The sequence below is a fragment of the Streptomyces carminius genome, assembly GCF_002794255.1.
GTDB classification, from domain to species: Bacteria; Actinomycetota; Actinomycetes; order Streptomycetales; family Streptomycetaceae; genus Streptomyces; species Streptomyces carminius.
In genome coordinates, this window is record NZ_PGGW01000060.1 from 167,159 (window position 1) to 185,048 (window position 17,890).

General features: G+C 73.0%; 9 protein-coding genes. 7 read left to right on the forward strand and 2 right to left on the reverse strand.

From position 1 onward, the window contains the following. The first annotated feature begins 354 nt into the window (after window positions 1-354). Complete coding sequence (locus CUT44_RS19535) at window positions 355-2,349, forward strand: M4 family metallopeptidase (RefSeq protein WP_408646761.1); 1,995 nt, start codon at window positions 355-357, stop codon at window positions 2,347-2,349. A 143-nt stretch (window positions 2,350-2,492) separates the two neighbouring features. Here the strand turns inward: CUT44_RS19535 and glgP are convergent, their stop codons facing one another. Beyond that, window positions 2,493-5,105, reverse strand: a complete 2,613-nt coding sequence (gene glgP, locus CUT44_RS19540; RefSeq protein ID WP_199185767.1) for an alpha-glucan family phosphorylase — start codon at window positions 5,103-5,105, stop codon at window positions 2,493-2,495. 422 nt (window positions 5,106-5,527) lie between these two features. On the opposite strand from glgP, the gene CUT44_RS19545 reads away from it, so the two are divergent. The 4 genes from CUT44_RS19545 to glgB all read left to right on the forward strand — a co-directional run bounded on the left by CUT44_RS19545 (window position 5,528) and on the right by glgB (window position 13,770). Next, the gene (locus CUT44_RS19545; RefSeq protein WP_199185768.1) at window positions 5,528-7,555 is read left to right on the forward strand and encodes an alpha-1,4-glucan--maltose-1-phosphate maltosyltransferase; all 2,028 of its coding nucleotides are present in this window, start codon (window positions 5,528-5,530) and stop codon (window positions 7,553-7,555) included. Beyond that, window positions 7,552-9,249, forward strand: a complete 1,698-nt coding sequence (treS, locus tag CUT44_RS19550; RefSeq protein WP_100203190.1) for a maltose alpha-D-glucosyltransferase — start codon at window positions 7,552-7,554, stop codon at window positions 9,247-9,249. Before CUT44_RS19545 ends, treS begins: the two co-directional genes overlap by 4 nt. 301 nt (window positions 9,250-9,550) lie before the next feature. Further along, the gene (locus CUT44_RS19555; protein ID WP_100203191.1) at window positions 9,551-10,993 is read left to right on the forward strand and encodes a maltokinase N-terminal cap-like domain-containing protein; all 1,443 of its coding nucleotides are present in this window, start codon (window positions 9,551-9,553) and stop codon (window positions 10,991-10,993) included. Window positions 10,994-11,022: 29 nt separating this feature from the next. Then, window positions 11,023-13,770 carry a 1,4-alpha-glucan branching enzyme gene (glgB, locus tag CUT44_RS19560; protein ID WP_100203192.1) on the forward strand — a complete coding sequence of 916 codons (2,748 nt, stop codon included), beginning with the start codon at window positions 11,023-11,025 and terminating at the stop codon, window positions 13,768-13,770. A gap of 117 nt (window positions 13,771-13,887) precedes the next feature. On the opposite strand, the gene CUT44_RS19565 is transcribed toward glgB, so the two are convergent. After that, window positions 13,888-15,318 carry a cation:dicarboxylate symporter family transporter gene (locus CUT44_RS19565; RefSeq protein WP_100203421.1) on the reverse strand — a complete coding sequence of 477 codons (1,431 nt, stop codon included), beginning with the start codon at window positions 15,316-15,318 and terminating at the stop codon, window positions 13,888-13,890. Between the two features lie 172 nt (window positions 15,319-15,490). Between CUT44_RS19565 and CUT44_RS19570 the strand changes: the two genes are divergently transcribed. Beyond that, the gene (locus CUT44_RS19570) at window positions 15,491-17,152 is read left to right on the forward strand and encodes a sensor histidine kinase (protein ID WP_100203193.1); all 1,662 of its coding nucleotides are present in this window, start codon (window positions 15,491-15,493) and stop codon (window positions 17,150-17,152) included. Beyond that, window positions 17,149-17,880, forward strand: a complete 732-nt coding sequence (locus CUT44_RS19575; protein ID WP_100203194.1) for a response regulator — start codon at window positions 17,149-17,151, stop codon at window positions 17,878-17,880. Before CUT44_RS19570 ends, CUT44_RS19575 begins: the two co-directional genes overlap by 4 nt. Window positions 17,881-17,890 lie beyond the last annotated feature (10 nt).

Consider the following 17,890-nt stretch of genomic DNA (forward strand, 5'->3'; position numbering starts at 1 on the left):
GGGTCGGGAGCCCGCTGCCCCTCCGGGGCGGAACGGCGTGCCGTGCGGGGCCGCGCCCGCGGCCCCGCACGGCGGCGGTGCGGTGGCGCGGACGGCGCCTCCGGCGCCTGTACCGCCTTCCGTTTCCCCCGGCCCCGGTGCTCCGGCGCGTACGGCGTCCCTCGTCACCGGCTCATCGCGCGTCATCTTTGCGTAAACGGTTATGTTCCGGCCATTTTCTTGATCTGCTCCTGACATACACCCCATCGCGGTGCCACTCTCCACGCTGTACGCGCTTCTCGTCACCCGTGCGCACACGAGACGCTCACACCCCACATCCCCCCGCTTCGCGGCGCTCTCCAGAGGGAGTCCAGCGTGATACGCAGATCCATCCCCCGCACCCGCACCCGCACCACCACCGCCGCCGGTGTACTCGCCACCGCATCGGCCCTGCTGGCGGTCGGCCTGGCCGGCCAGACCGCCACCGCCGCACCCGGGACCACCGCGGCCAGGCCCGACCCCGGAGCGCTCTCCGCCGAGCTCTCCCCCGCCCAGCGCGCCGGGTTACTCGAGGCCGCCGAGGCCGACACCACCGCCACCGCCCGGGACCTGGGCCTCGGCGGCAAGGAGAAGCTCAAGGTCCGCGACGTCGTCAAGAACGCCGACGGGACCGTCCACACCCGCTACGAGCGCACCTACGCGGGACTTCCCGTGGTCGGCGGCGACCTGGTCATCGAGGAGTCCCCGGAGGGCGAGGTCAGGGAGGTCACCAGGGCCACCCCGGCGAAGCTCTCCCTGCCGTCGACCGAGGCCCCGGACAAGCACCGCCCGAAGACCGCCGAGGCCGACGGCGGCACCGCGCCCCGCAAGATCGTCTGGGCCGCCGACGGTACGCCGGTGCTCGCCTGGGAGCGGGTCGTCGACGGCGTCCAGAAGGACGGCACCCCCAGCGAGCTGCACATCGTCACCGACGCGCGGACCGGTGAGAAGCTCGCCGAGTACCAGGGCGTGCACACCGGCACCGGCGAGAGCATGTACTCCGGCCGCATCAGCCTCACCACCGGCTCCGCGGACGGCCGGTACACCCTCCGGGACGACGAGCGCGGCGGCCACCTCACCTACGACCTGGGCGGGAGGACCACCGGCACCGGCACGCTCTTCAGCGACGACGACGACCTGTGGGGCGACGGCTCGCCGTACGACTCCCAGACCGCCGCCGTCGACGCCCACCACGGCGCGGCCCAGACCTGGGACTACTACAAGCAGGTGCACGGCCGCGACGGCGTCCGCGGCGACGGCACCGCCCCGTACAGCCGGGTCCACTACGGCGCCAACTACGTCAACGCGTTCTGGTCGGACGAGTGCTTCTGCATGACCTACGGCGACGGGGCTGGCGACACCAGGCCCCTGACCTCGCTCGACGTGGCCGCCCACGAGATGACGCACGGCCTCACCAACAACAGCGCCGGGCTGCTGTACCGGGGCGAGTCGGGCGGTCTGAACGAGGCCACCTCCGACATCTTCGCCGCCGCCGTGGAGTTCCGGGCGAAGAACCCCGAGGACCCGGGCGACTACCTGCTGGGTGAGAAGATCGACATCTTCGGTGACGGCTCCCCGCTGCGCCACATGGACCGGCCGAGCAAGGACGGCCGCTCCCGGGACTACTGGTCCCCCAGCCTCGTGAGCCAGGACGTGCACTTCTCCTCGGGCGTGGCCAACCACTTCTTCTACCTGCTCAGCGAGGGCAGCGGCGCCAAGACGATCAACGGGGTGGCGTACGACTCCCCGACCTACGACGGCAAGCCGGTGACCGGCATCGGGATCGAGGCCGCGGAGCGGATCTGGTTCAAGGCGCTCACCGAGAAGATGACGTCCACCACGGACTACGCGGACGCGCGCGCGGCGACGCTGTCCGCCGCGGCCGACCTGTTCGGGGCCGGCAGCGAGCAGTACGAGTCGGTCGCCCACGCCTGGGGGGCGGTCAACGTCGGCTCCCGGCCCGGCGCCGAGGGCAGCGACAGTGCGCAGGGCGTCGCCTTCGAGAGTGCCGAGGCCCTCGCGATCCCCGACCCGGGCACCGTGGAGTCCGCGATCACCGTCGACCGGAAGGGGAGCGCGACCGCGGTGACCCAGGTGGGTGTGGACATCACCCACTCCTTCCGCGGTGATCTGCGCGTCGAGCTGGTGGCGCCGGACGGGACGGTCTTCCGGCTGAAGGACAGCAGCGTGTCGGACTCCGGCAAGAACCTCCGGCGCACCTACGAGGTGGACGCCGCCGGCAAGGCCGCCGAGGGCGTCTGGACGCTGCGGGTGACCGACGCCTACAAGGCCGACTCCGGCACGCTCAACGGCTGGAAGCTGGTCTTCTGACCGGACCCCGCCCCGTTCCGCCCCCCACCTGACCACGCGCCGGGCCCCACACCGGCGCCTCCGCGAGGGAGCCGCGCCGGCCCGGCGCGGCTCCCTCCCCGGCCCCTCCGGATCCGTCAAGTCCTCCGGACCGGGCGGACACGTCAGCGCAGCAGCACCCCGGCGGCCTCCCTGGCCTGGAGGTCGTCCGGGGGCAGGGCGACCAGGCCCAGCTCGGCCGGGCCGGCCAGCAGCGGATGCGCGGGCAGGACGCGGACGGTGTAGCCGAACGGGCCGGTGCGGTCCAGCGCGAGCAGCCCCTCGTACAGCCGGCCGCCGTCCTCCGCGGGCTCGCCGGAGACCTTGAGCGGCACCCGGACGGCGTCCGCGGCCGAGAGGGTGTCCGAGGCGTCCACCCGCCCGGCCACCACCTGCACCTCCACGTCGCCCGGTGCCAGGTCGCCCAGCAGCACCCGGACCCGCAGCGCCAGTTTGCCGCCCAGCTCGACGGACCCGGCCACCGATTCCACGTGGTCGACGGCCACCCGCGGCCAGCCGGCCCGTACCCGGGCCTTCCACTCGGCCAGCCGCTCCGCGGCGGCGGTGTCCATCGCCCGGTGGGCACGGGCGGCGGGGGTGTAGAGCCGCTCGACGTACTCGCGCACCATCCGGTCGGCGGGCAGCTTCGGACCCAGCCGGGTGAGCGTCTGCCGGACCATCCCGATCCACCGCTCCGGCAGCCCGTCCCCGGCCGCACCGCGCTCGTAGAAGCACGGCGCGACCTGCTCCTCCAGCAGCCCGTAGAGCGCGGCGGCCTCCATGGCGTCGCGCCGCTCCCGGTCGGCGGGGCTGTCGCCGAGCGGGCCCCCGCCGGACGCGCCGCCCGCCGTACCGGCGACCGCGCCGTCCTCGGCCGTGGGAATGGCCCAGCCGAAGTCCGGCTCGTACCACTCGTCCCACCAGCCGTCCAGCACCGAGAGGTTGAGGCCGCCGTTGAGCGCCGCCTTCATCCCGGAGGTGCCGCACGCCTCCAGCGGGCGCAGCGGGTTGTTGAGCCAGACGTCGCAGCCGGTGTAGAGGTGCTGCGCCATGCCCATGCCGTAGTCGGGCAGGAAGACGATCCGGTGCCGCACCCGGGGATCGTCGGCGAACCGCACCAGCTCCTGGATCAGCCGCTTGCCGCCCTCGTCGGCCGGGTGGGCCTTGCCCGCGACCACGAACTGGACCGGCCGCTCGGGGTGCAGCAGCAGCCGGGTGAACCGCTCGCGGTCGCGCAGCATCAGCGTCAGCCGCTTGTAGGCCGGAACCCGCCGCGCGAAGCCGACGGTGAGCACGTCCGGGTCGAACACCCCGTCGATCCAGCCCAGTTCGGCGGGAGACGCGCCGCGCTGCCGCCAGGAGTCGTACAGCCGCCGCCGCACCTCCTCGACCAGCCGCTCGCGCAGGGTGCGGCGCAGCTCCCACAGCCCGGCGTCGTCCGTGCCGGGGGCCGGCCGGCGCATCTCGGCGGCGGTCCAGGTGGGGGCGTGGACGCCGTTGGTGACGGAGGCGATGGGCACCTCCGCGGCGTCGAAGCCGGGCCACAGGCCGCGGAACATCTCCCGGCTGACCGAGCCGTGCAGGGTGGAGACGCCGTTGGCGCGCTGGGCCAGCCGCAGGCCCATGACCGCCATGTTGAACACGCCGCCGTCGCCGCCCGGGTAGGTCTCGGTGCCCAGCTGGAGCACCTGCTCGGCGGCCACCCCGGGCAGTTCGCCGTCCTCGCCGAAGTGCCGGGCCACCAGCTCGCGGTCGAAGCGGTCGATCCCGGCGGGAACGGGGGTGTGGGTGGTGAACAGCGTCCCGGCGCGCACGGCCTCCACCGCGGCCTCGAAGGGCGCGCCGCGCTCGCCCAGCTCCCGGATGCGCTCCAGGCCGAGGAAGCCGGCGTGTCCCTCGTTGGTGTGGAACACCTCCGGTTCGGGGTGTCCGGTGATCCGGCAGTACGCGCGCACCGCCCGCACCCCGCCGATGCCCAGCAGCATCTCCTGGAGCAGCCGGTGCTCGCTGCCGCCGCCGTAGAGCCGGTCGGTGACGTCGCGTTCGCGCGGGGCGTTCTCCTCCACCCCGGAGTCCAGCAGCAGCAGCGGCACCCGGCCGACCTTCGCCAGCCATACCTGGGCGTGCAGCGTCCGCCCACCCGGCAGCCGCAGGGCCGGGCGGACCGGGGTGCCGTCCGGCTCGCACAGCGGTTCCAGGGGCATCTCGTCCGGGTCCAGGACGGGGTAGTGCTCCTGCTGCCAGCCGTCCCGGGACAGGCTCTGCCGGAAGTAGCCGTGCCGGTACAGCAGGCCGACGCCGATGAGCGGTGCGCCGAGGTCGCTGGCGGCCTTGAGGTGGTCGCCGGCGAGGATGCCGAGCCCGCCGGAGTACTGGGGCAGGGCGGCGGTGATGCCGAACTCGGGGGAGAAGTAGGCGACGGCGGCGGGCAGCTCGCCCTCCGCGCGCTGGTACCAGCGGGGTTCGGTCAGGTAGTCGTGCAGGTCACCGGCGGCGACGGCGAGCCGTCGCAGGAAGCCGCGGTCCTCGGCCAGCTCGTTCAGCCGCCGGGCGGACACGGCCCCCAGCAGCCGCACCGGGTCGCCGCCCGCGGCGCGCCAGCCGTCGGGGTCGACGGAGCGGAACAGCTCTCTGGTCTCGGGGTGCCAGGACCAGCGCAGGTTGCGCGCCAGGTCGCTGAGGGGTCGTAGGGGCTCCGGAAGGACGGGACGGACGGAGAATCGACGAATGGCCTTCACACCTCGACGGTAGCGGGCCCGGCACCCTTTTCGCCCGGTAAACCGGAGTCCGCCGCCGATCCGGCTCATGCGCGCATATGACCACACGGGGTGTCACTTCGCGTTCATGTTTCCGGCACTCGGTGCCGTGGTACACGGGCCCGTACGGGAGATCCGAAGCGTGCGCGGCGAGCGGGTTGCGACCGTGTGACGGGGGCGTTCCCCGGTGCGCTGTTACGTACCGGTAGTTCACACGGGTCCGGCTTTCCCCCCTCTCTGTCTGGGCAGGTTCTTTTCCTGCGGCCCTTTCGGGGCACTCCGAAACGAGAACCGTCACGCCACCCGAGTGAAAGCGGACAGGAGCGGCCATGCCCGCGGCCCGTCAGTGGTCTGTGGAACAGATAGAAAGTACGAAACCACCCGTAACGCCATCAGGGGATCCCATGATCGGTCGCATTCCCGTACTGGATGTCCACCCGCTCGTCGACTGTGGACGCCGCCCGGCGAAGGCGGTGGCCGGTGAGACCTTCCAGGTCTCGGCCACCGTCTTCCGCGAGGGGCACGACGCGGTCGGCGCGAACGTGGTGCTGCGCGATCCGGGCGGACGGCCGGGCCCGTGGACCCCGATGCGGGAGCTGGCGCCCGGCACCGACCGCTGGGGCGCCGAGGTGACCCCCGACGCGGAGGGCCGGTGGACCTACACCGTCGAGGCCTGGGGCGATCCGGTCACCACCTGGCGGCACCACGCGGGGATCAAGGTCCCGGCCGGTATCGACACCGAGCTGACCCTCACCGAGGGCGCCGCCCTGCACGAGCGGGCCGCGGCAGGCGTGCCCGAGGACGGCGCCGGCGGGGCCCGGGCCGCCGTGCTGGCCGCGGCCGACGCCCTGCGCGACACCTCCCGCCCGGTCGCCGCGCGGCTGGCGGCGGCGCTGACGCCGGAGGTGACGGCCGTGCTGGACCGGTATCCGCTGCGCGAGCCGGTCACCGCCACCCGCCCGCTGCCGCTGCTGGTGGAACGGCAAAGGGCGCTGTTCGGCTCCTGGTACGAGTTCTTCCCGCGCTCGGAGGGCGCGGTCGTCAAGGAGGGCGAGCCGCCCGTGCCCGGCACCCTGCGCACGGCCGCCGAGCGGCTGCCCGCGGTCGCGGACATGGGCTTCGACGTGGTCTACCTGCCGCCGGTCCACCCCATCGGCGAATCGTTCCGCAAGGGGCCCAACAACTCCCTCACCGCCGGTCCCCACGACGTCGGCAGCCCCTGGGCCATCGGCTCGTCCGCCGGCGGCCACGACGCGATCCACCCCGACCTGGGCACCTTCGAGGACTTCGACCACTTCGTGGCCCGCGCCCGCGAGCTGGACCTGGAGGTCGCCCTGGACTTCGCCCTCCAGTGCTCCCCGGACCACCCCTGGGTCAAGGAGCACCCGGAGTGGTTCCACCACCGCGCCGACGGCTCCATCGCCTACGCCGAGAACCCGCCGAAGAAGTACCAGGACATCTACCCGATCGCCTTCGACGCGGACATGGGCGGCCTCGTCGAGGAGACCCTGCGCCTGCTGCGGCTGTGGATGTCCCACGGGGTGCGGATCTTCCGGGTGGACAACCCGCACACCAAACCGGTCGTCTTCTGGGAGAAGGTGATCGCCGAGATCAACCGGACCGATCCGGACGTGATCTTCCTCGCCGAGGCCTTCACCCGCCCCGCGATGATGCACACCCTGGCGAAGATCGGCTTCCAGCAGTCGTACACCTACTTCACCTGGCGCAACGGCAGGGACGAGCTGACCGACTACCTGACCGAGCTGACCGGGGACGCCGCCTCGTACATGCGGCCCAACTTCTTCGTCAACACCCCCGACATCCTCAACGAGTACCTCCAGCACGGCGGGCGCCACGCCTTCGAGATCCGGGCGGTGCTCGCCGCGACCCTCTCCCCCGCCTGGGGCGTCTACTCCGGTTACGAGCTGTGCGAGAACACCCCGGTGCGGCCGGGCAGCGAGGAGTACCTCGACTCCGAGAAGTACCAGCTCCGTCCGCGCGACTGGGCGGCGGCCGAGCGGGCGGGCACCACCATCGCCCCGCTGATCACCGCGCTGAACAGGCTGCGCCGCCGCCACCCTGCACTGCAGCAGCTGCGCGGCCTGCGCTTCCACCACTCCGACAATCCATCGATCATCGTCTACTCGAAACGCGGTACACGCCCCTACGCCGACACGGTTCTCACGGTGGTCAACCTCGATCCCCACCACACCCACGAGGCCACGGTCTCGTTGAACCTGCCGGAACTCGGCCTCGCTCCCGCCCAGGAGAGCGGCGCCGAGCCCTTCCCGGTGCGCGACGAGCTCACCGGCGAGACCTACCACTGGGGCAGGGACAACTATGTGCGCCTGGAGCCGGGCCGCGGTGCGGCGCCCGCGCACATCCTCACCCTGCGACCGTCCTCACCGACCGGAGGGTCACCCACACCATGACCGTCAACGAACCCGTCATCGACACGTTCGAGGACACGCCCGCCAAGGACCGCGACCCCGACTGGTTCAAACGGGCCGTCTTCTACGAGGTGCTGGTCCGCTCCTTCCAGGACAGCAACGGCGACGGCATCGGCGACCTGAAGGGCCTCACCGCCAGACTCGACTACCTCCAGTGGCTGGGCGTGGACTGCCTCTGGCTGCCCCCGTTCTTCAAGTCCCCGCTGAAGGACGGCGGGTACGACGTGGCCGACTACGCCTCGGTGCTGCCGGAGTTCGGCGACCTCGCCGACTTCGTGGAGTTCGTGGACGCCGCCCACCAGCGCGGCATGCGGATCATCATCGACATGGTCATGAACCACACCAGCGACCAGCACCCCTGGTTCCAGGAGTCGCGGCGTGACCCCGACGGCCCGTACGGCGACTACTACGTCTGGGCCGACGACGACAAGCAGTACCCGGACGCCCGCATCATCTTCGTCGACACCGAGGCGTCCAACTGGACCTTCGACCCGGTGCGCAAGCAGTACTACTGGCACCGGTTCTTCTCCCACCAGCCGGATCTGAACTACGAGAACCCGCAGGTGCAGGAGGAGATGATCTCCGCCCTGCGGTTCTGGCTGGACCTGGGCATCGACGGCTTCCGGCTGGACGCGGTCCCCTACCTCTACGCGGAGGAGGGCACCAACTGCGAGAACCTGCCGGCCACCCACGAGTTCCTGCGGCGGGTGCGCGCCGAGATCGACGCCCACTACCCCGACACGGTGCTGCTGGCCGAGGCCAACCAGTGGCCCGAGGACGTCGTCGACTACTTCGGCGACTACTCCAAGGGCGGCGACGAGTGCCACATGGCGTTCCACTTCCCCGTCATGCCGCGCATCTTCATGGCGGTACGGCGCGAGTCGCGCTACCCGGTCTCCGAGATCCTGGCCAAGACCCCCGCGATCCCCTCGGGCTGCCAGTGGGGCATCTTCCTGCGCAACCACGACGAGCTGACCCTGGAGATGGTCACCGACGAGGAGCGCGACTACATGTACGCGGAGTACGCCAAGGACCCGCGCATGCGCGCCAACATCGGCATCCGGCGCCGGCTCGCCACCCTGCTGGACAACGACCGCAACCAGATCGAGCTGTTCACCGCCCTGCTGTTGTCCCTGCCCGGCTCGCCGATCCTGTACTACGGCGACGAGATCGGCATGGGCGACAACATCTGGCTGGGCGACCGGGACGCGGTGCGCACCCCGATGCAGTGGACGCCCGACCGCAACGCGGGCTTCTCCTCCTGCGACCCCGGCCGGCTCTTCCTGCCCGCCATCATGGACCCGGTCTACGGCTACCAGGTGACCAACGTCGAGGCGGCCATGAGCAGCCCCTCCTCGCTGCTGCACTGGACCCGCCGGATGATCGAGATCCGCAAGCAGAACCCGGCCTTCGGGCTGGGCTCGTACACCGAGCTGCCCTCGTCCAACCCCGCCGTGCTCGCCTTCCTGCGCGAGTACGAGGACGACCTGGTGCTGTGCGTGCACAACTTCTCCCGCTTCCCCCAGCCCACCGAGCTGGACCTGCAGGCCTTCAGCGGGCGCCACCCGGTGGAGCTGATCGGCGGGGTGCGCTTCCCCCCGGTGGGCGAGCTGCCGTACCTGCTGACCCTGGCGGGGCACGGCTTCTACTGGTTCCGGCTGCGGAAGCAGGCCTGACGGCGGGCGGCGCACGGGCGGCGTACCGACCGCGCGGCGGTGGACCGGCCCGGGGAAAACCCGTGTCACGGGTTAGTCCCGGGCCGGTGTGGGCACGATTGCCAACACCGAAGACACCACCAACGGCGCGGGTCGGCCGAGTTCGTGTCCCCCGATGTCCCCCGATGCCCTCCGATACCGCCTCGGAAGTTCACTAGCCCGCTCGGTGGGTACTCCCCGACACGTCCCGCACCGCCGGACACCCACAGCCGCAATCCGGGACACTCTGCCGTACCTTTCGTGTGCCCGGGGAAAGGACGTCATGTCGGACAGCTCCTCGCCCCGCGCCGCCGTCGTCGCCACGCGCGAGTCCGGGGGCGCGGCGCTGCTGCGTTCGCTCACGCCGCTGCTCACCGAGTGGCTTCCGCGGCAGCGCTGGTTCGCCGGGAAGGGGCGGCCCGTCAGCGGCTTCACCCTGGTCGCCGCCACCGAGCTGCTGCCGTGCGCGAGCGGGGCCGCGCCCGGTCTGCTCCACCTGCTCGTACGGGCCCAGCAGCCCGGCGGCCCGGAACAGACCCATCCGGTCCCCGCCGACTGCTACCAGCTGCTGCTCGGGGTGCGCCCCGCCCTGCCGCCGCCGCTGGCCGGGTCCCTGATCGGCCATCCCGCCGACGGGCCGCTGCGCGGCCGCACGGTGTACGAGGCGCTGCACGACCCGCGGCTGGCCGCCGTGCTGCTGGAGCGGCTGCGCTCCCCCGGCCGACTCGGCCCGCTGCGCTTCCAGCGCGAACGCGGCACCGTCATCCCCACCGGGCTCCCGCCGAGGCCGCTGAGCGTGGAACAGTCGAACTCCTCCGTGGTCTACGGCGACCGGTACATCCTCAAGCTGTTCCGCCGGGTCAGCCCCGGGGTCAACCCCGACCTGGAACTGCCGCTGGCCCTGGCCCGGGCGGGCTCGGACCGGGTGCCCGCGCCGGCCGCCTGGTTCGAGGCGCGGCCCGGCGGCGAGACGGGTGACCCGATGACGCTGGGGGTGCTCCAGCCCTTCCTGCCGGGCACCAGCGACGGCTGGCAGCTCGCGCTGCGCTCGCTGGGGGCCCACGGCGACTTCACCGGTGCCGCCCGGGCCCTGGGCAAGGCGGTCGCCGAGGTGCACACCACCCTGGCGGAAGCACTGCCCGTGACCGCGCTGCGCCGCCGCCAGCTGGAGTTCATCGCCTCCGGCATGAACGAGCGGCTGGAGGCCGCGGCCGCCTCCGTACCCGCCCTGCGCCCGTACCGGGGGCAGCTGCACGCCGTCTTCGACGCCGTGGCCGACCTCGGCCGCAGCGGCCGGTCCTGGTCCGCCCAGCGCATCCACGGCGACCTCCATCTGGGCCAGGCGCTGTGCGCGGGGGACACCGACCGGTGGTCGGTCATCGACTTCGAGGGCGAGCCCGCCCGTCCGATCTCCGAGCGGCGCCGTCCGCAGCCGGTGGTGCGGGACATCGCGGGCATACTGCGCTCGTTCGACTACGCGGCCTGCCAGCACGCCCGGGCCTCTTCCGAGGACGCCGGGTGGGCGCGCGAGTGGGCCGAGAAGAATCGTGACGCCTACTGCTCCGGTTACGCCGACGCGGCCGGCTCCGACCCGCGCGACGAGGACGTGCTGCTGCGCGCGTACGAAACGGACAAGGCCGTCTACGAAGTCCTGTACGAGGCCAGGCACCGCCCCGCCTGGCTCGCCATCCCGATGTCCGCCATTCACCGCCTCGCGGACACGTGAACGACTCTGCGCACCAGGAGGCATCTTCCGTGACCCCCCGCCCTGACAGCCGACCGCTGCCCGACGCCTCCCCCCGGACCGCCGCCGGCGGCGCCCGGGACGAAGGCGCCGCCGCGTCCCCGGACGCCGCCGGCCCGGCCGCGTCCGGGGCGGCGCGGCCCGCCGCGAAGAAGACCACCAAGAAGACGGCCAAGACAGCCGCGAAGAAGACCGCCGCCGAGAAGACGGCCAAGACGGCGGCCAAGAAGACGGCGGCCAAGAAGACGACCAAGGACACGGCGGCGAAGACCGCCGCCAAGGCCGCGGCGAAGACCACCAGGAAGACCACCGCCAAGAAGACCGCCGCCAGGAAGACCACCGCCGAGAAGACGGCGGCGAAGAAGGCACCCGCCAAGACCACCACCGGGAAAGCGGCCGGGAAGGCGCCCGGGCCGGTCGCCGTCCGGCAGACCGAGCCGCTCAAGGACCACGCCCCCAACTGGCCCGGCACCCGCGCCCCCGCCGCCACCACAAGCACCGCCACAAGCACCGCCACAAGCACCGCGGTCCCCGCCGACGGCACCGGTACGGCGCCCGCCCTCGACCCCGGCGAGCGGCAGCGGCTGCTCCACGGCACCCACCACGACCCCCACACGGTGCTCGGCGCGCACCGGGTGGGCGACGGGCTGCTGCTGCGCACCCTGCGCCCGTACGCCCGCGCGGTCACCGTCCTGGTCGAGGGCATGCGGGCCGAGCTGCACGACGACGGCGACGGGCTGTTCTCGGGGGTGCTGCCCCTGACCGTGCGCGGCGCCCTCCCGGCGTACCGGCTGCTGGTGCGCTACGGCGAGGCGCCCGGCGAGGACGAGATCGTCACCGAGGACCCGTACCGCTTCCTGCCCGCCATCGGCGAGCTGGACCTGCACCTGATCGGCGAGGGCCGCCACGAGGAGCTGTGGCGGGCGCTGGGCGCCCGCCCCATGACCGTCGACGGGGTGCCCGGCACCCGCTTCACCGTCTGGGCGCCGAACGCGCTGGGCGTACGGGTCGCCGGGGACTTCAACCACTGGGACGGGACGGTCTTCCCGATGCGCTCGCTGGGCGGCAGCGGCGTGTGGGAGGTGTTCCTGCCCGGGGTCGGCCCGGGCGCCCTGTACAAGTTCGACATCACCCGCCCGGACGGCACCCACACCCTGCGCGCCGACCCGATGGCCCGCCGCACCGAGACGCCGCCCGCGACCGCCTCGGTCGTGGAGGAGTCGGAGTACGTCTGGCAGGACGCACAGTGGCTGGCGCGCCGCGCGGAGCTGGCCCCGCACCGGGCGCCGGTGTCGGTCTACGAGGTGCACCTGCCGTCCTGGCGCCCCGGGCTGACCTACCGCGAGCTGGCCGAGCAGCTCCCGGCGTACGTGAAGGAGCTGGGCTTCACCCATGTGGAGCTGATGCCCGTCGCCGAGCACCCCTTCGGCGGCTCCTGGGGCTACCAGGTCACCGGCTTCTACGCGCCCACCGCCCGGATGGGCACGCCGGACGACTTCCGGTACCTGGTCGACCGCCTCCACCAGGAGGGCATCGGCGTCCTGATGGACTGGGTGCCCGCGCACTTCCCCAAGGACGAGTGGGCACTGGCCCACTTCGACGGCACCGCGCTGTACGAGCACTCCGACCCGGCCCGTGCCGAGCACCCCGACTGGGGGACGCTGGAGTTCAACTTCGGCCGCACCGAGGTGCGCAACTTCCTGGTGGCCAACGCGGTCTACTGGTGCGAGGAGTTCCACATCGACGGGCTGCGGGTGGACGCCGTCGCCTCGATGCTCTACCTGGACTACTCCCGCGAGTCCGGGCAGTGGACGCCCAACGTCCACGGCGGCCGGGAGAACCTGGAGGCGGTCTCCTTCCTGCAGGAGATGAACGCCACCGTCTACCGGCGCTGCCCCGGCGTGATCACCGCCGCCGAGGAGTCCACCGCCTGGGACGGCGTCACCCGCGCCACCCACCACACCGGGCCGGGCGGCTTCGGCGGGCTGGGCTTCGGCTTCAAGTGGAACATGGGCTGGATGCACGACTCCCTGGAGTACATGGCCAAGGAGCCGGTCCACCGCAAGTACCACCACAACGAGATGACGTTCTCCATGGTGTACGCCTACTCGGAGAACTACATCCTGCCCATCTCCCACGACGAGGTGGTGCACGGCAAGGGGTCGCTGGTGTCGAAGATGCCGGGCGACTGGTGGCAGCAGCGGGCCAACCACCGGGCGTACCTGGGCTTCATGTGGTCCCACCCGGGCAAGCAGCTGCTGTTCATGGGACAGGAGTTCGCCCAGGGCGCGGAGTGGTCGGAGGCACACGGCCCGGACTGGTGGCTGCTGGACCCGGCGTACTCCGCGGCGGGCGACCACCAGGGGGTGCGCGAGCTGGTCCGCGACCTCAACCATGTCTACACCGCCACCCCCGCGCTGTGGGAGCGGGACACCGAGCCGGCGGGCTTCTCCTGGATCGAGGGGAACGCGGCCGAGGACAACGTCTTCGCCTTCCTGCGGTACGCCGCGGACGGCACTCCCCTGGTCGCCGTGTCCAACTTCTCCCCGGTGGTCCGCACCGACTACCGGATCGGTGTCCCGGCCGAGGTGCCGGCCTGGCGCGAGGTCCTCAACACCGACGCGGCGCGGTACGGCGGCGGCGGTGTGGGCAACCCCGAGCCGCTGAAGACCGACGCCTCCGTCCCGGCCCACGGCCGTCCGGCCGGCATCACCCCGACCCTGCCCCCGCTGTCGACGATCTGGCTCGTCCCGGCCTGAGGCCCGGGCGGGCACGGCACGGACGCGCGGCGGGCACGCGGCAGACGTGCGGCCCCGTCCCTCCTCCGGAGGCAGGGACGGGGCCGCACGGTGGGCCCGGGGCGACGCGGGGAGGCGTCAGACGCCCGCGGACCTCCGGGGAGCGTTCTCGGCGGGGGCCGCCTCCTCCGCTCCCCCGGCCGGGGTGCCGGCACCGGCCGTGTCACGGGCGGCGGTGTCGGTGTCGGTGCCGGCGTTCTCGTCCAGGAGGGTCCGCTCGTCGAACGGAACGCGTCCGGCCAGCACCTCGGTGACCCGCTCCCGGTCGATCTCCTTCGTCCAGGTGCCGACCAGCACCGTGGCGACCGCGTTGCCCGCGAAGTTGGTCAGGGCCCGGGCCTCGCTCATGAAGCGGTCGATGCCGACGATCAGGCCCACGCCGTCGACCAGTTCCGGCCGGTGGGACTGCAGTCCGCCGGCGAGCGTGGCCAGTCCGGCGCCGGTCACGCCCGCCGCGCCCTTCGAGGCGATGACCATGAAGACCAGCAGCGAGATCTGCTGCCCCACCGAGAGCGGGTCGCCCATCGCCTCGGCCACGAACAGCGAGGCCATCGTCAGGTAGATCGCGGTGCCGTCGAGGTTGAACGAGTACCCGGTGGGGACGGTGATGCCCACCACCGGCTTGCTCACCCCCAGGTGCTCCATCTTCGCGATCAGCCGCGGCAGCGCCGACTCGGAGGAGGAGGTGGACAGGATCAGCAGGAACTCCCGGCCCAGGTAGCGCAGCAGGGTGAGGATGTTCAGTCCGGCCACCGCCTTCAGCAGCGCACCCAGCACCACGAAGACGAACAGCAGACAGGTGGTGTAGAAACCGATCATGATGACGGCCAGCGAGGTCAGGGCGTCCACGCCCGTCTCGCCGACCACCGCCGCGATGGCCCCGAAGGCACCGACCGGGGCCACCCACATGATCATGGCCAGGATCCGGAAGACCAGCCGCTGGAGATGGCCGATGCCGCGCAGCACCGGGTCCCCGGCCGGTCCCATCGCCTGCAGCGCGAAGCCGGCGAGCAGCGCCACCAGCAGGGTCTGCAGTACCTCGCCCTCGGTGAAGGCGGAGACCAGGGTGGTGGGGACGACCCCCAGCAGGAAGTCGACGGTGCTCTCGCTCGCCCCCGCGGCCTGCTCGGCCCCGGCGCTCCTGGCCTCCTCGGTGAGCGTCAGGCCCGATCCGGGGTCCAGCACGTTGCCGACGACCAGGCCGATGGCGAGGGCGACGGTGGACATCACGAGGAAGTAGCCGAGCGCCAGCCCGCCCACCGCGCCGACCTTGGCCGCCTTGCGCACCGATCCGATGCCCAGCACGATCGTGCAGAAGATCACCGGCGAGATCATCATCTTGATCAGGTCCACGAAGCCGGTGCCGAGCGGCTTGAGTTCCCCGGCCGCCCCGGGGGCGGCGAAACCGAGCGCGATGCCCGCCAGGACGGCGGCGATCACGGCCAGGTACAGGTAGTGGGTGCGGTCCCGTCCCCGGGGCCGCGCGGTCCGGTCGGGCGCGTCGGGCACGTCGGGCACGTCGGGCTCCTCGAAGGTCGCGGCTCCGGCCGGTCAGGGGGAGTCCTGCGTGAGTGTGCATCCGGCCGCTCCGCCGTTCACGGTTGTGTGCATTACGTGCACGGAAAGCCGGTGCCCGTCCGGGGCGGTCCCGCTCGGCGGACCGGCGGGCAGACTGGTGGCCATGCGCCTCCCCCGTCCCCGCAGCCTGGCGGGCCAGCTCTTCGCGATGCAGGTCGTGCTGGTGGCCGTCGTGGTGGCCGGTTGCGCCCTGTACACCCATCTGGACGACCGTGCGCAGGCCGAGGCCGCCGCCCGGCACCGGGCCACCGCGACGGCCCGGGCGATCGCCGACTCGCCCTCCGTGCGGGAGGCGATCGCCTCCCCCGATCCCGGCGCGCTGCTCCAGCCGTACGCCGAGCGGGTCCGCCACGACACCGGGGTGACCTTCGTGACGATCATGGATCCGCGCGGCATCCGCTGGACCCATCCGGAACCGGACCGGATCGGCCAGCGCTTCGTGGGGCACATCGGCCCGGCCCTGCGCGGGGAGACCTTCCACGAGACCTACACCGGCACCCTCGGCCCGTCCGTGCGGGTGGTCACCCCCGTCCGCGCCGGACCGGGGGGCGACGGGCGGATCGTGGGCCTGGTCAGCGCCGGGATCGCGGTGGAGCGGATCAGTGCCGAGGTGGAGCGGCGGATGGCCGTCCTGCTCGCGGTGGCCGGGGGCGCGGTACTGCTGGGCGGGCTGGGCACCTACGTGGTCAACGCCCGGCTGCGCCGCCACACCCGCGGCATGGACGCCGCCGGACTGAGCCGGATGCACGACTACCACCAGGCCGCGCTGCACGCGGTGCGCGAGGGGCTGGTCATGCTCGACGGGCGGCGGCACGTGGCGCTGGCCAACGACGGCGCCCGTGAACTGCTGGGCCTGGACGGCCGGGGCGCACCGGACGTGATCGGACGCCATGTCACCGGCCTGGGCCTGCCCCGGTCGCTGACGGACGCCCTGCTGGCCCCCGGACCGCGGGTGGACGAGGTGCATCTGACCGAGGACCGCGTCCTGGTGGTGAACACCTCGCCGGTGTCCGGCGGCGAGCGGCGCGGCACGGTGGTCACCCTGCGGGACCACACCGAACTGCAGGCCCTGGCGGGCGAACTGGACTCGGTGCGCGGCTTCGCCGAGGCGCTGCGCTCGCAGGCGCACGAGGCGGCCAACCGGCTGCACACCGTGGTGTCACTGATCGAACTGGGCCGGGAGCGGGAGGCGGTGGAGTTCGCCACGGCCGAGCTGGAACTGGCCCAGGCGCTGACCGACCAGGTGGTCGCGGCGGTCGCCGAGCCGGTGCTGGCGGCGCTGCTGCTGGGCAAGGCGGCGCAGGCGAACGAACGCGGGGTGGAGCTGGTGCTCACCGGTGACAGCCGGGTGGACGACGGGGTGCTGCCCCCCGGCCTGCCGGCCCGGGACCTGGTGACGGTGCTGGGCAATCTGATCGACAACGCCCTCGACGCCACCGCCGACGGCAGCGGCAGCGGCTCAGACGGCGCCTTCGGCGGCAGCGGCCCCGCCCGGGTCGCGGTGACCGTCCGGGCCGCCCGGCACGAGTTGCTGCTGCGCGTCGGCGACAGCGGGCCGGGCGTCGATCCCACCGCCGCGGAGCACGTGTTCCGGCGCGGCTGGTCCACCAAGGAGGGCCGGGCCGCCGGCCGCGGACTGGGCCTGGCCCTGGCGCGGCAGACCGTACGCCGGCACGGCGGCACCGTGACGCTGGGCCGGGCGCCGTCCGGCGGCGCGGAGTTCACCGTGCGGCTGCCGCTGCGCACCACGGAGGTCCCGGCGTGACCGGCGGGACCGGAGCGGCCGGCGGCGGCACCGCGGACGGCGGGGCGCCCATCAGGGTGCTGGTCGTCGAGGACGACCCGGTGGCGGCCGACGCCCACGCGCTGTACGTCTCCCGGGTGCCGGGCTTCACCGTCGCGGGGATCGCGCACTCCCGGGCGGAGGCCGGGCGGGCGCTGGACCGGCTGGCCGTCGATCTGCTGCTGCTCGACCTCTACCTGCCCGACGGCCACGGGCTGGCCCTGGTGCGCGCGCTGCGCGCGGCGGGCCACGGCACCGACGTCTTCGCGGTGACCTCGGCCCGCGACCTGGCCGTCGTACGGGAGGGGGTCTCGCTCGGGGTCGTCCAGCACGTGCTGAAGCCCTTCACCTTCCCCACCCTGCGCGAGCGGCTCCAGCGGTACGCCCGGTTCCGGACGACCACCACCTGTGCGGGCGCGGAGGCGGGCAGTCAGGCGGAGGTGGACCGGGCGCTGGCCACCCTGCGGGCACCGGGCCGGACCGCGCTGCCCAAGGGACTGAGCGCCGCCACCCTGGAGGCGGTCACCGCCGCGCTGCGCTCGGCCGCCGGCCCGGGCCTGACGGCCGGCGCGGCGGCCGGGCGGGTGGGCGTCAACCGGATCACCGCCCGCCGCTACCTGGAGTACCTGGTGGGCACCGGACAGGCCGCCCGCACCCCGCGGTACGGCCAGGTGGGGCGGCCGGAGCTGTACTACCGCTGGCAGGGCTGACGGCCGGGCA

Bases quoted from the DNA above. Each gene is read 5' to 3' on its own strand.
- CUT44_RS19545 (WP_199185768.1), top strand. From the start codon at position 5,528: ATGATCGGTCGCATTCCCGTACTGGATGTCCACCCGCTCGTCGACTGT.
- treS (WP_100203190.1), top strand. From the start codon at position 7,552: ATGACCGTCAACGAACCCGTCATCGACACGTTCGAGGACACGCCCGCC.
- CUT44_RS19555 (WP_100203191.1), top strand. From the start codon at position 9,551: ATGTCGGACAGCTCCTCGCCCCGCGCCGCCGTCGTCGCCACGCGCGAG.
- CUT44_RS19570 (WP_100203193.1), top strand. From the start codon at position 15,491: ATGCGCCTCCCCCGTCCCCGCAGCCTGGCGGGCCAGCTCTTCGCGATG.